At 69.6% G+C, this 13,066-nt stretch carries 10 protein-coding genes; 4 read left to right on the forward strand and 6 right to left on the reverse strand.

Annotation, left to right across the window (positions count from 1 at the left end; all coding sequences use genetic code 11):
• Positions 1–12: 12 nt before the first annotated feature.
• Positions 13–603, reverse strand: a complete 591-nt coding sequence (locus tag B2869_RS18270; RefSeq protein ID WP_029259323.1) for a hypothetical protein — start codon at positions 601–603, stop codon at positions 13–15.
• A 43-nt stretch (positions 604–646) separates the two neighbouring features.
• Positions 647–808 (reverse strand): hypothetical protein, encoded by a 162-nt coding sequence (locus B2869_RS18275; protein ID WP_168441017.1) that lies wholly within the window; start codon positions 806–808, stop codon positions 647–649.
• Between the two features lie 84 nt (positions 809–892).
• On the opposite strand from B2869_RS18275, the gene B2869_RS18280 reads away from it, so the two are divergent.
• Positions 893–1,867 (forward strand): GlxA family transcriptional regulator, encoded by a 975-nt coding sequence (locus tag B2869_RS18280; protein WP_292769679.1) that lies wholly within the window; start codon positions 893–895, stop codon positions 1,865–1,867.
• Positions 1,868–1,906: 39 nt separating this feature from the next.
• Here the strand turns inward: B2869_RS18280 and B2869_RS18285 are convergent, their stop codons facing one another.
• Entirely contained in the window at positions 1,907–2,608 is a 702-nt protein-coding gene (locus B2869_RS18285; RefSeq protein WP_029259321.1) for an NRDE family protein, read from the reverse strand.
• Between the two features lie 67 nt (positions 2,609–2,675).
• On the opposite strand from B2869_RS18285, the gene coaBC reads away from it, so the two are divergent.
• Both coaBC and B2869_RS18295 read left to right on the forward strand, forming a co-directional pair.
• The gene (coaBC, locus tag B2869_RS18290) at positions 2,676–3,875 is read left to right on the forward strand and encodes a bifunctional phosphopantothenoylcysteine decarboxylase/phosphopantothenate--cysteine ligase CoaBC (protein ID WP_292769684.1); all 1,200 of its coding nucleotides are present in this window, start codon (positions 2,676–2,678) and stop codon (positions 3,873–3,875) included.
• Positions 3,876–4,024: 149 nt separating this feature from the next.
• Positions 4,025–6,235, forward strand: coding sequence for an ATP-dependent Clp protease ATP-binding subunit (locus B2869_RS18295; RefSeq protein WP_021201732.1), 2,211 nt, complete (start codon positions 4,025–4,027; stop codon positions 6,233–6,235).
• Positions 6,236–6,336: 101 nt separating this feature from the next.
• Here the strand turns inward: B2869_RS18295 and B2869_RS18300 are convergent, their stop codons facing one another.
• The 3 genes from B2869_RS18300 to B2869_RS18310 all read right to left on the reverse strand — a co-directional run bounded on the left by B2869_RS18300 (position 6,337) and on the right by B2869_RS18310 (position 10,321).
• Positions 6,337–8,613 (reverse strand): ATP-binding cassette domain-containing protein, encoded by a 2,277-nt coding sequence (locus B2869_RS18300; RefSeq protein ID WP_292769689.1) that lies wholly within the window; start codon positions 8,611–8,613, stop codon positions 6,337–6,339.
• Between the two features lie 71 nt (positions 8,614–8,684).
• Complete coding sequence (locus B2869_RS18305; protein ID WP_021201734.1) at positions 8,685–9,272, reverse strand: nitroreductase family protein; 588 nt, start codon at positions 9,270–9,272, stop codon at positions 8,685–8,687.
• Positions 9,273–9,412: 140 nt separating this feature from the next.
• Positions 9,413–10,321: a LysR family transcriptional regulator gene (locus B2869_RS18310; protein ID WP_292769695.1), complete on the reverse strand. Its 909-nt coding sequence runs from the start codon at positions 10,319–10,321 to the stop codon at positions 9,413–9,415.
• A 147-nt stretch (positions 10,322–10,468) separates the two neighbouring features.
• Here B2869_RS18310 and B2869_RS18315 point away from each other — a divergent pair.
• Positions 10,469–13,066 (forward strand): bifunctional proline dehydrogenase/L-glutamate gamma-semialdehyde dehydrogenase (locus B2869_RS18315; RefSeq protein WP_292769698.1); only part of this gene is annotated, 2,598 nt, incomplete at its 3' end.

Consider the following 13,066-nt stretch of genomic DNA (forward strand, 5'->3'; position numbering starts at 1 on the left):
GTAGGCGCCGTCTCAGAGGTACTGGTACAGGGCGATCGTCAGTCCGGTGACGGCGATCCCGATGGCACCGGCCCCCGCGATGCCGACGGCGATGCCCGTGAGCAGCCGATTCGTGGGCCGGCGCACCGCGATCAACCCCAGCACGAGGGCGACGACGTAGGCGAAGAAGCTGAGGATTCCGATGCCGTTGTCGAACGCGAGCATGAACGCGAATCCGCCATCACCGCCGTAGACGAACGGCCGGGCGACGGAGCTGAACAGGTTGACCGCGAGAGTGGCCACCGCGATCACGAACGCCGCGACCGCGAGCGGGTTGCCGGTGCGGGCCTGCGCCGGGGGTATCGCCTGGCCGGGGAACGCGGGATGCGCCGGTGCGTACGCCTGCCATCCGGGAGTGGGCGCCGGATACGCCGTCGGAGACGACGGTGGATAGGGCGTCGAGGAAGCCGTCGAGGAGGGAGGTGAGCCGTCGGGCGCGGGTGCAGGAGACGGAGGCGGCGGGGTCGAGCGCTGCGGCGTGGCCGGATACTGCGCTGCGGCCGGATACTGCGGTGCGGCGGGCAGATGCGCGGTCGGGACGGGAGGCTGCTGAGGCTCGCTCATGACGACGAGCGTAGCCGCCGCTGCGAGGATCGGCGGCAGGCGATCAGCGATAGACGTGCCCGGACTCGGCCTGGTGGCCGACGTCGCGGCCGGCGACGCGCGTCCAATCGGTGGGGGTGCGTCGGTAGCCGTCCCGGCGCAGTTCGATGATGGTGGCGACGGTGGCCCACGCAGCGAGGAGGAGGAGTGCGATGAGGAGTACCATGGCAGAAACGCTACGTTCGATGTCGAACAGCCACGAGTGGCAGAATAGACTATGAACGTCGGAAAACTGCCAACAGGAGTGAGTATGAAGACGGTCGCCTGCGTCATCCAGGACGGGTTCGCGCCCTTCGAGTTCGGCGTGGCCTGCGAGGCATTCGGCCTCGACCGCGCCGACGACGGCGTGCCGAACTTCGACTTCCGCATCGTCGCCCCCCGTGCCGGTGTCGTGACCTCGAAGATCGGCTTCTCGGTCAACGTCGAGCACGATCTGACCTTCGCCTACGACGCCGACCTCGTCGTGTTCTGCCCGCTCCCTCGGGAGAGGTGGGGCGACATCGATCCGCTCCTGCTCGACCTCGCCCGTCACGCGGTGGCACGCGACGCCTGGGTGATGAGCGTGTGCAGCGGGTCGTTCATCCTCGCCGCCGCAGGAGTGCTCGACGGTCGGCGCGCCACCACGCACTGGATGTACGCGCACGTCATGGCCGACATGTACCCGCAGATCGACATCGACCCCGACGTGCTGTTCGTGCAGGACGGCAAGATCATCACGAGCGCGGGCACGGCCGCCGGGATCGACGCGTGCCTGCACCTGCTGCGGCAGGAGGTGGGAGCGGAGCTCACCAACCGCATCGCCCGCCGCATGGTCGTGCCGCCGCAGCGCGACGGCGGGCAGGCGCAGTTCATCGATCGCCCGATCCCCGTGGCTCCCACCGACTCGCTCGCGGCCGTCGCCGACTGGGCGGTCGAGCACCTGCGTGACGACCTCGGCGTCGATCAGCTGGCGGCCAAGGCCCTGATGTCACCGCGCACCTTCGCCCGTCGGTTCAAGGCCGAGTACGGCGCGACACCCGCGGCCTGGTTGGCGCGTCAGCGCATCATCCATGCACAGCGGATGCTGGAGCGCACCGACCTGCCGCTCGAGCACATCGCCGACGAATGCGGGTTCGGCTCGGCGGCCGTGCTGCGGCAGAACTTCGCCCGGGTGCTCGGCCTCACCCCCACGGCCTATCGCGCGCGGTTCTCCTGTACCGAGGAGTCGGCGGTTCCCGCCGCCTGAGCGGGTATCGGCTCCTCGGCCGGTCCGCTACTCGGTCCGCTACTCAGTCCAGTGGGCCGGCGAGGGGAGCGTGACGTCGTTCACCTCGACGCCGCCGGGGGTCACCGTGGCGATGCAGTACAGCAGCGACTGCGTGGGGTAGCCATGCGGACGGTTGTCGCGGATGATCGCCCGGTCATCCTCCGCGGGCAGCGCGGTCGAGGAGGCGAGCAGCGCGGTCCACTCCGTCGTCCAGTCGTCGCTGTCAGCCGTCGGTCCCAGGGCGCGGAACTCCGGCAGCCAGGCCTCGATGCGCGGGGTCGTCGCGTCGTCGAGGTCGTCATGCGCGATCATGTGCGTGCCGGGATCGATGGTCGTCTCGCGCAGCTCGACACCGTCCCACGACAGCACCCGTGCACCCTCGGGGCGCACCTCGAGCAGGTTGAAGCCGTGCATGGCCAGCGGGGCGACGGGGGAGCGGCCCCCCACCGATTCCAGCGCGAGAGCGCCACGAGAGACGGCGCGCGCATCGGGAAGGTCGCCCACGTCGGCGCGGTTCAGCAGCACGGCGAGTCGACGTTCGGCGGGGTTCGCGGCGAGCCAGGCGCCACCGGCGCGGCGATCGCGGATCCCGACCACGCCGGGGTAGTCCTCCGGCCACCAGGCTCCGAGCGAGTCCCATGCGCGTAGCGGGTCTTCATCGCGGACCGCGAGAAGACGTGCGGATCCGGCATTCTCGACATCGATCACGACCGTGCACACGGACCCCAGTCTAGGTCGGGGATGAGGTGTCGGCCCATGGCGGCGGATGCTGGGGCAGAATCGAGACGTGAACATCGTCGTCGGAGTCACGGGCGGCATCGCCGCGTACAAGACGGTGCACCTCGTGCGCCTGCTCACGAAGGGTGGGCACGACGTGACCGTGGTGCCCACCGAGGATGCGTTGCGCTTCGTGGGATTGCCCACATGGGAGGCGATCAGTCGGCACCCGGTCACCACGAGCGTGCATGATGATGTGGCGAAGGTGCGGCACGTGGCTCTCGGCCAAGCCGCCGAGCTGGTGATCGTGGCACCCGCGACCGCGAACTCCCTCGCGAAGATCACCGCGGGCCTCGCCGACGACCTGCTGGGCACCACGCTGCTCGCCACCGAGGCCCCGGTGCTGCTCGCTCCGGCGATGCACGCGGAGATGTGGCGGAATCGCGCGACACAGGCGAACATCGCCACGCTGCGTGAGCGCGGCGTCCACATCGTCGGCCCGGCCGACGGAGAGCTCGCCGGCGGTGACAGTGGACCCGGCCGCATGTCGGAGCCGGAGGACATCTTCGCCGCGGCGCAGGCGCTGCTGGCCCCCGGTGACCTCGCCGGGGTGCGGGTCGTGGTGTCGGCCGGCGGCACGCGGGAGCCGATCGACCCCGTGCGCTTCCTGGGCAACCGCTCCAGTGGTCGGCAAGGCGCGGCTCTCGCGGCCGAAGCCGCCGCGCGCGGCGCCGAGGTCATCCTGGTCTCGGCCAACATCTCGAGCGATGTGCTCGCCGAGGTGCGGCATCCGTCGATCCGCATCGTGCCGGTCGGCGCGGCGGCGGAGCTCTCCGCGGCGATGAAGCGGGAATCCGCCGACGCCGACGTGGTCGTCATGGCCGCGGCGGTCGCGGACTACCGCCCGGTCGAGGTGTCGGAACGCAAGCTCACCAAGGAGGGCGGCGGGATACCGGCCATCGAGCTGGTCGAGAACGAGGACATCGTCGCGGCTCTCGCCTCGTCACGCCGACCGGGGCAGCTCGTCGTCGGTTTCGCCGCGGAGACCCCGGAGGACGAAGCCGAACTGCTCGCCCGCGCGCGCGGCAAGCAGCAGCGCAAGGGCGTCGACCTGCTGGTGGTGAACGAGGTGGGCTGGGAGCGCGGGTTCGAGTCCGCCGAGAACGCGGTGCACATCCTCGGGCCGGGTGGTGTCGACGCCGGGGTGGCATCGGGGTCCAAGCGCGCCGTCGCGGCGGCGATCTGGGATGCCGTCCGGCGCGAGCGCTGAGCGCAGGATCGGCGACGGCGGGCGGGGGAACGGACTGGAGGAGAATCTCGGCGAGTGCTAAACTTGAGTCAACACAACTCAACTTTGATCCCGCCTCCCGATCCGGCAGGCGGGAGACGACCAGAAGGAGCATCTCCAAGGAGGAGCGCATGACCACCCCGCAGACCGGCAACCAGAACCAAGAGCAGCAGTCCGCCCTCGAGCAGTTCGGCATCAACCTGACCGACCGCGCCCGCGAGGGCAAGCTCGACCCCGTGATCGGACGAGACAGCGAGATCCGTCGCGTCAGTCAGGTGCTCACCCGCCGCACGAAGAACAACCCCGTGCTGATCGGTGAGCCGGGCGTCGGCAAGACCGCCGTCGTCGAAGGACTCGCCCAGCGCATCGTCGCGGGCGATGTCGCCGAGTCCCTCAAGGACAAGGAGCTGGTCACCCTCGACATCTCCGCCCTCGTGGCCGGCGCCATGTACCGCGGGCAGTTCGAGGAGCGGCTGAAGCAGGTGCTCAAGGAGATCACCGAGTCCGACGGACAGGTCATCACGTTCATCGACGAGCTGCACGTGCTGATGGGTGCCGGCGGTGGCGAGGGGTCGGTCGCGGCCTCCAACATGCTCAAGCCCATGCTGGCCCGCGGTGAACTGCGCCTGATCGGCGCGACCACTCTCAACGAGTATCGCGAGTTCATCGAGAAGGACGCCGCACTCGAGCGCCGCTTCCAGCAGGTCTACGTCGGAGAGCCCTCGGTCGAGGACACGATCGCGATCCTCCGTGGACTCAAGGGTCGCTACGAGGCCCACCACGGGGTCACGATCTCCGACAGCGCCCTCGTCGCCGCCGCCGCGCTCTCGAGCCGCTATCTTCCCGCGCGCCAGCTTCCGGACAAGGCGATCGACCTGATCGACGAGTCGATGTCGCGGCTGAAGATGGAGATCGACTCGTCTCCGGTCGAGATCGATCAGCTCAAGCGCCAGGTCGACCGCATGAAGCTCGAAGAGCTCGCGCTCAAGCGGGAGAAGGACGCCGCCTCCAAGGAGCGTCTGAGTGCCCTGCGCGAGCAACTCGTCGGCATGGAGAAGCAGCTCGCCGAGCTCGAGGCCCGGTGGGCGCGAGAGCGGCAGGGGCTGAACCGGGTCGGTGAGCTGAAGAAGCAGCTCGACGACGCGATCACCCAGCGTGACCTCGCCATGCGCAACGCCGACTACACGAAGGCCTCGAAGCTGGAGTACGAGACCATCAAGCGTCTGGAGCGCGACATCGCCGAGGCCGAGCAGGCCGAGGCCGCGACGCCGGCGGAACCCCGCATGGTCAACGAACAGGTCACCGACGAGGACATCGCCGCCGTGATCGCCGCGTGGACGGGTATCCCTGTCGGGCGTCTGCTGCAGGGCGAGAGCGAGAAGCTGCTGCACTTGGAGCAGGAGCTCGGCAAGCGCCTGATCGGTCAGAAGGACGCCGTGAAGGCCGTATCGGATGCCGTGCGCCGTTCGCGTGCGGGTATCAGCGACCCCGGCCGGCCGACCGGATCGTTCCTGTTCCTCGGCCCCACCGGTGTCGGAAAGACCGAGCTGGCCAAGGCGCTGGCCGAGTTCCTCTTCGACGACGAGCACGCCATGGTGCGCATCGACATGTCGGAGTACGGCGAGAAGCACTCGGTCTCGCGACTCGTCGGCGCCCCTCCCGGATACATCGGATACGAGCAGGGCGGTCAGCTGACCGAGGCCGTGCGACGTCGCCCGTACAGCGTGATCCTGCTCGACGAGGTCGAGAAGGCGCACCCCGAGGTGTTCGACGTGCTGCTGCAGGTGCTCGACGACGGTCGCCTGACCGACGGTCAGGGGCGCACGGTCGACTTCTCGAATGTGATCCTGATCCTCACGTCGAACCTGGGATCGCCGATCCTCATCGACCCGGTGCTCGCACCCGATGAGAAGCGCGATCAGGTCATGGCCCTCGTGCGGCAGGCATTCCGTCCGGAATTCCTGAACCGACTCGACGACATCGTGATGTTCTCGGCCCTGAGCGAAGACGACCTCGCCCAGATCGTGGAGCTCTCGGTCGACCAGCTGCACGACCGGCTGCGCGACCGTCGCCTCACACTCGCCGTCACCCCCGATGCGCGGGCCTGGCTCGCCGAGCGCGGGTACGACCCCATGTTCGGTGCGCGACCGCTGCGCCGCCTCATCCAGAGCGAGGTGCAGAACAAGCTCGCCACCGCGCTGCTCTCGGGCAACGTGCACGACGGCGACACCGTGCGGGTCGACGTGGCCGCCGACGGGGCGGGCCTCGTGCTCACCTCGACGACGCCCGACCCCGAGCCGGAGGAAGACGACGTGATCGAGGCCGAACTGCTCGAGGACTGAGCTGCTCGAGGACTGAGCTGCTCAAGGGCTGAGCTGAGACGCACAGCAGAGGGGCTCGTGGATGATCCACGGGCCCCTCTGCCCGTCTGATGCGCCCTGCTTCAGGGGTGCGGGCGAGACGCTGCCGCGAGCGCCCGACCGGTGAGGGAGTCCTCGTCGCCCGAGATCTCTGCCGGAGTGCCGGTGAAGATCAGCTGACCGCCATCGGAACCGGCACCCGGACCGATGTCGACGACGTGGTCGGCGCGGGCGACCACGCGCAGATTGTGCTCGACCACGACCAGCGTCGCCCCCTCGTCGAGCAGGTCGTCGAAGAGGGCGTTGACGGTGTCGACGTCGGTCGGATGCAGCCCTGAGGTCGGCTCGTCGAGGATGATGCGGTCGGCGCGATCGCGTTGCGGCTCGCTGAGGTGCCGGGCCAGCAGCAGCCGTTGCTTCTCGCCGCCGGAGAGGGTGTCGAGCGAGCGTCCGACCGGGATGTAGCTCAGGCCGGTGCGCTGCACCCAGTCCAGCGCGTCGACCACGTCCGGGTGGTCGGAGAAGAGCGCGCTGACCTCGGCCGGCGTCGACGCCAGCACGTCGGCGATCGAGGAGCCGTCGACCTGCACGCCGAGCGCGGTCTCATTGAAACGCAGCCCTCCGCAGGCATCGCACGGGAGGGAGACGTCGTCGAGGAATGCGAGCTCGGTCGTGATGTGTCCACGGCCGCGGCAGGTGGGGCACGCCCCACGGGAGTTGAAGCTGAACCAGGAGGCATCGAGCCCTGAGGAGCTTGCGAACACCTCGCGCACCGTGTCGGCGATACGCAGCATGCTCAGCGTCGTCGACCGCGCTCCGCCCCGCAGCGGGTCCTGCCCGACGACCGTGAACTCCGGGTGCTGGCGCGGCAGCTCGGCGGTCGCGAAGGAACTCTTGCCCGACCCCGCGACCCCTGTGACGGCGGTGAGCACGCCGAGCGGGATGTCGACGTCGAACCCGCGGAGGTTGTGCGCGCGCGCATTCCGCACGGCGACGCGGCCCGAGGGAGTCCGCGTCGTCGCACGGATCGTCAGCGGCTCGGCGAGCACACGCCCCGTGAGGGTGTCGGCGGCGCGGAGCGCTGCGGGGGTGCCCTCGAACTGCACGATGCCGCCGCCGGAGCCCGCCCCCGGCCCGAGGTCGACGACGTGATCGGCGACCGCGATCACCTGCGGATGATGCTCGACCACGAGGATGGTGTTGCCGGCGTCGCGCAGCCGCTGCAGCAGGGCCACCAGCCGCTGGATGTCGGCGGGGTGCAATCCGGTGCTGGGCTCGTCGAACACGTAGGTGACGTCGGTGAGGGCGCTGCCGAGGTGGCGCACGATCTTGACGCGCTGGGCCTCGCCGCCGGACAGCGTCGCCGATTCGCGGTCGAGCGTGAGGTAGCCGAGGCCCACCGAGAGCAGGGCATCGAGCACGTGGCGGACACCGTCGACGGCCGGGGCGACGCGGGGATCGTCGAACTCGTCGAGCAGGGCATGCAGGTCGGACACGGGCATGCGCATCCAGTCCACGATCGAGCGTCCCTCGATCAGGCTCTCCCGCGCTGCCGCGTTCACCCGCGCACCGTGGCAGTCCGGGCATGTGTGATGTGTCACGAGCCGGTCGAGCTCCTCGCGCACCGAGGCCGACATCTTCACCGGGCGCTGCTTCAGGAACACATCGCGCATGCGCGTGATCACCCCGTCGAACCGGGCGCTCTGCGGGAACCGCGGATCGGGGTCGTCGAGCTTGAGCTTGTCGGCGTAGAGGAACTGGTCCATCTCCTCGGCCGTGTAGTCCTTGAGCGGCTTCTGGCGGTCGAACAGTCCGCAGTACGCGAAGCGCTTCCACCGGTACACCCCGGGGCGGAACAGGCTGAACCGGACCGGTCCCTCGTCGATGTTCTTCTCGGGGTCGATAAGCGCGTCGATGTCGATGTCGTACACCGTGCCGAGGCCTTCGCAGGTCGGGCACATGCCGGACGGGTCGTTGAACGAGTAGGCGGGGGAGTAGCCGGCGGAGGGCTCGCCGACGCGTGAGAAGACCAGGCGCACCAGCGATGCCAGGTCGGTCGCGGTCGCCACGGTCGAGCGCGCGTTGCCCGTGAACCGGCGCTGGTCGATCAGGACCGTGAAGGTCAGCCCGTCCATGGCCTGCACGTCGGGTGCGGGCATCTGCGGCAGCCGGGCACGGATGAAGGTCGAATAGGAGTCGTTGACGAGTCGCTGCGCCTCGGCGGCGATCGTGTCGAGCACGAGGGACGACTTGCCCGAACCCGAGACGCCGGTGAAGACGGTCAGCAGCTTCTTGGGAACGTCGACGGAGACGTCGCGGAGATTGTTCGTCCGCGCGCCGGTGATGCGGAGGAGGTCCATCCGCACACGCTAACGGGGCCCCCGGACAATCCGGAGGCCCCGTCGGTGCAGAGGTGTCGAGAGCGCGGAGGTCAGGCGCTGAGGATGACCGTCTCGGCGATCGGGCGACGTACGCGCGGAGCGACCTCGCGCTCCTGCAGCACCTCGGGCAGAGCCTCGATGTCGCCGAACTCGCCGACGGCGAAGACCGTGAAGGGCACGAAGCGCTCCTCGAGGTCGGCGAACTCGCGGACGACCTCGGGATCGAAGCCGCTCATCTGGTGCACGACCAGGCCGTCGTGATGTGCCTGCACCGAGAAGTGCGCGACCGCCTGGCCGAGGTCGTAGAGGGCATGCGTGATCGGGGTGCCGTCGGCCGTGGCCGTCTCGGCGATCGCGACGACGAGAACGGCCGCGTTGCCCGCCCAGGCCTGGTTGAAGCCCATCAGGGCGTCGACGACCTGCGCGTGCAGCGCGGTGCCGCGACGGGCGACGATGAAGCGCCAGGGCTGCGTGTTGTTGGCGGACGGCGTCCAGCGGGCGGCCTCGAGAGCGGTGGCGAGCTTGGCCTCGTCGATCGAGCTCTGCGCGTCGAAGGCGCGGGGGCTCCAGCGGCCGGCGAGGACGTCGAGGACGGGGTGCTCGGTCGGTGCGGTGCGGTCGATGACGGGAGTGCTCACAGAGGTGCCTTTCGGAAGGAGGGGATCGGACTCCTTCGTCCGGGTACACGGGTGCCAACAGATGCATGTGCATGCATATTCCCGGGGATTCCTCCGTGTCGGCGCCGGACGGCGTTCGGTCGGAGAGGGAGGTCATGCATTCAGACCGGGAGATTGTGCGACGCCGCGTCGGCCAGCGCACTGCGCACCGCGCGGATCGAGGGGGCATCGGCCGACCCCCGCCGTGCCGAGGAGAAGATCTCGCGCCGCGGTTCGTGGGGGAGGGGTGCCAGATCGACGGTCGGGGTGTCGCCCGCCCAGACGAGCTCCGGCAGCAATCCGACCGCGAGCCCGGCATGGATCAGCCGCACGTGCGCGGTGAGGTCGGCGATCTCGAAGCGCACGTCGGGCTCGAACCCCGCGGTGCGGCAGAGCTGCTCGGCCCAGGCGCGGGAGGCGGTGCCGGCGGGTTCGAGCACCCAGGGCTCCTCGCGCGTCGACCAGAGCTCGGCGAGCGCATCCGCATGCCGTGGTGCTCCGGGCCGTCGGGCGAGCGCGATCGCATCGTGCGCGAGCATCACCCGGTCGAGGTCGGCGTGGATCGGTCGAGTGTGCCCCGGGTACTGCTCGGCGAGGATCAGGTCGAAGTCGCGGCTGGACACCCCGACCAGCCCGGTCTCCGGATCGCACTCGGTGACCTCGACGCGCAGGGCCGGATGTCGGTCCTTGAGAGCCTCGAGAGCCCGCGGGAGCAGGGAGTGCGCCGTCGACTGGAACACCGCGATGCCAACGGTCCCGGTCACCTCGGTGAGCGATTCGGCCACGGCGACCTCGGCGTGCTCGAGCTGATCGAGGATGCCGATGGCCTCCGCGACGAGCACGTTCCCCTGGGGCGTGAACTGCACTCCACGCCCCACGCGTCGCAGCAGCGGCACACCCACATCCCGCTCCAGGGCGCTCAGCTGCTGCGACACCGAGGCCTTGCTGTACGAGAGGGCGTCGGCCACTGCCGACAGCGTTCCGCGGCGCGAGAGCTCCACGAGCATCCGCAGTCTGTTGACGTCCAGCACAGTGGTCCCTTGCTCTGCGGATATTGTTCAGCTTGAGTGAACAGAATCCACGCAAATCGGTTGATAGACGGAGCCTACCGAGCGGCAGGACAATGAACCAGCCCGCACACGAAATCCCGGTGTGCGCTCTCTTGGAAGGTCCCACCGATGCCTGTCGCCGCCGACACCACCACCCCCCGCACCGAAGACGTCGCCGCCCTGGTGAAGCGCTGGCTCGTCGAGAGCGAGACCCACCCCGTCGAGCCCGCCGCCCAGCGCCTGTCCGAGGTGCTCAAGGACCCGAACGGACTCGCGTTCACGGTCGGCTTCGTCGACGGCGTGATGCGTCCGGAAGACCTGCGCGTCGCCGGCCGTAAGCTCGCCGAGCTGAGCGACATCACCCCGTCGCTGCTGCCCGGCTACCTGCGCGCCGCGATCAAGACGGGCGGCTTCTGGGCGCCGAAGCTCCCCGGCGTGGTCGTGCCGATCTCGCGTCGCGTGCTGCGCGCCATGGTCGGGCACCTCGTGCTCGACGCCACGCCCTCCAAGCTCGGCCCCGCGATCGCGAAGCTGCGCAAGAGTGGCAACCGGCTCAACCTCAACCTGCTCGGCGAGGCCGTGCTCGGCGAGCGCGAAGCGGGACACCGCTTGCAGGGCACCCGCGACTTCCTCGCCCGCGACGACGTCGACTACGTGTCGATCAAGGTCTCCAGCGTCGTGAGCCAGCTGTCGATGTGGTCGTTCGACGAGGCCGTGGCCGATGTCGTCGAGAAGCTGACCCCGCTCTACGAGCTCGCGGCGAAGGCCGAGGCGAAGGGCAAGGCCAAGTTCATCAACCTCGACATGGAGGAGTACCGCGACCTCGACCTGACGATCGCGGCCTTCACGAGCATCCTCGACCAGCCGGGGCTCGAGAACCTCGAAGCCGGCATCGTGCTGCAGGCTTACCTGCCCGACGCCCTCGGTGCCATGCAGCACCTGCAGGAGTGGGCCGCCGCCCGCCGTGCCAAGGGCGGAGCGCCGATCAAGGTGCGCGTCGTCAAGGGCGCGAACCTGGCGATGGAAGAGGTCGACGCGGCGATCCACGGCTGGCCGCTCGCCACCTACGGAACCAAGCAGGACTCCGACACCAACTACAAGCGGGTGCTCGACTGGGCCATGACCCCGGAGCGACTGGACGCCGTTCGCATCGGCATCGCCGGCCACAACCTGTTCGACATCGCCTACACCTGGCTGCTCGCCCAGGCGCGTGGGGTCGCCGACCCGTCCGGCGCCGATCCGCTCGTCGAGTACGAGATGCTGCTGGGCATGGCGACCGGGCAGGCCGAGGCCGTCCGCAAGGACGTCGGCCGCCTGCTGCTGTACACGCCGGTCGTGAACCCGGCCGAGTTCGACGTCGCGATCGCGTACCTGGTGCGCCGCCTCGAAGAGAACGCCAGCCCCGAGAACTTCATGTCGGCCGTGTTCGAGCTGGCCTCGAACCCGACGCTGCTCACCCGCGAGCGGGAGCGCTTCGAGCGCTCGCTGGCCGCGCTCGCGACCGATGAGGCGGGATTCGTCCCCGGTCCCCACCGCGTGCAGGACCGTACGGTTCTGGATTCCGACGCCGAGGCGCCCTCCGGAACCACCACCGGCTTCGAGAACCAGGCCGACACCGATCCGGCCATCGCCGCGAACCGCGCATGGGGCCGCGAGATCCTGAGCCGCTCGGTGGGCTCGACGCTCGGCCTCGACACCATCGCGATCGCCAAGGTCGAGACGGATGCCGAGCTCGACGGCATCTTCTCCGCAGCGACCGCCGCCGCCGAGAAGTGGGCAGCGCTCCCTGCCGCTGATCGCGCTGCCGTGCTGCATCGCGCGGGAGACGAGCTCGCCGCGCGCCGTGGTCAGCTCATCGAGATCATGGCCCACGAGGCGGGCAAGACCATCGCCGAGGCCGACCCCGAGATCAGCGAGGCCATCGACTTCGCGCACTACTACGCCGAGCGCGCGAAGGACCTCGAGACCGTCTCTGGCGCCGACTTCGTGCCGTCGAAGGTCACCGTGGTCACGCCGCCGTGGAACTTCCCCGTCGCCATCCCCGCGGGTGGGGTGCTCGCGGGTCTGGCCTCGGGTTCGGCCGTCATCATCAAACCCGCGAAGCTCACGCAGCGCTGCGGCGCGGTGATGGTCGAGGCGCTGTGGGCCGCCGGTGTGCCGCGCGACCTGCTCGCGCTCGTCGACCTCGCTTCGCGCGACCTCGGTACGCGCCTCGTGGCCGGTCCTGCGGTGGATCGCGTGATCCTCACGGGGGCGTACGAGACCGCGCAGCTGTTCCGCTCGTTCCGCGCCGACCTGCCGCTGCTCGCCGAGACCAGCGGCAAGAACGCGATCATCGTGACGCCCTCGGCAGACCTCGACCTGGCGGCCGCCGACGTGGCTCGCAGCGCGTTCGGCCACGCGGGGCAGAAGTGCTCCGCAGCGTCGCTGGCGATCCTCGTCGGATCCGTCGCCGACTCGAAGCGGTTCGAGCGTCAGCTGGTGGATGCCGTGACCTCGATGCGCGTCGGCCTGCCCGATGACCCCGCCACCCAGATGGGCCCGATCATCGAGCCGGCGAGCGGCAAGCTGCTCACCGCGCTCACGAAGCTCGAGAAGGGCGAGCGCTGGCTGGTCGAGCCGCGCAAGCTCGACGACGAGGGAAAGCAGTGGACGCCCGGTGTGAAGACCGGCGTGCGCGAGGGCTCGTACTTCCACCTCACCGAGTTCTTCGGGCCGGTGCTCGGC

This window comes from Microbacterium sp. UBA3486, from assembly GCF_002377845.1.
GTDB lineage: Bacteria > Actinomycetota > Actinomycetes > Actinomycetales > Microbacteriaceae > Microbacterium > Microbacterium maritypicum_A.

Bases quoted from the DNA above. Each gene is read 5' to 3' on its own strand.
- B2869_RS18270 (WP_029259323.1), bottom strand. From the start codon at position 603: ATGAGCGAGCCTCAGCAGCCTCCCGTCCCGACCGCGCATCTGCCCGCC.
- B2869_RS18275 (WP_168441017.1), bottom strand. From the start codon at position 808: ATGGTACTCCTCATCGCACTCCTCCTCCTCGCTGCGTGGGCCACCGTC.
- B2869_RS18280 (WP_292769679.1), top strand. From the start codon at position 893: ATGAAGACGGTCGCCTGCGTCATCCAGGACGGGTTCGCGCCCTTCGAG.
- B2869_RS18295 (WP_021201732.1), top strand. From the start codon at position 4,025: ATGACCACCCCGCAGACCGGCAACCAGAACCAAGAGCAGCAGTCCGCC.
- B2869_RS18300 (WP_292769689.1), bottom strand. From the start codon at position 8,613: ATGGACCTCCTCCGCATCACCGGCGCGCGGACGAACAATCTCCGCGAC.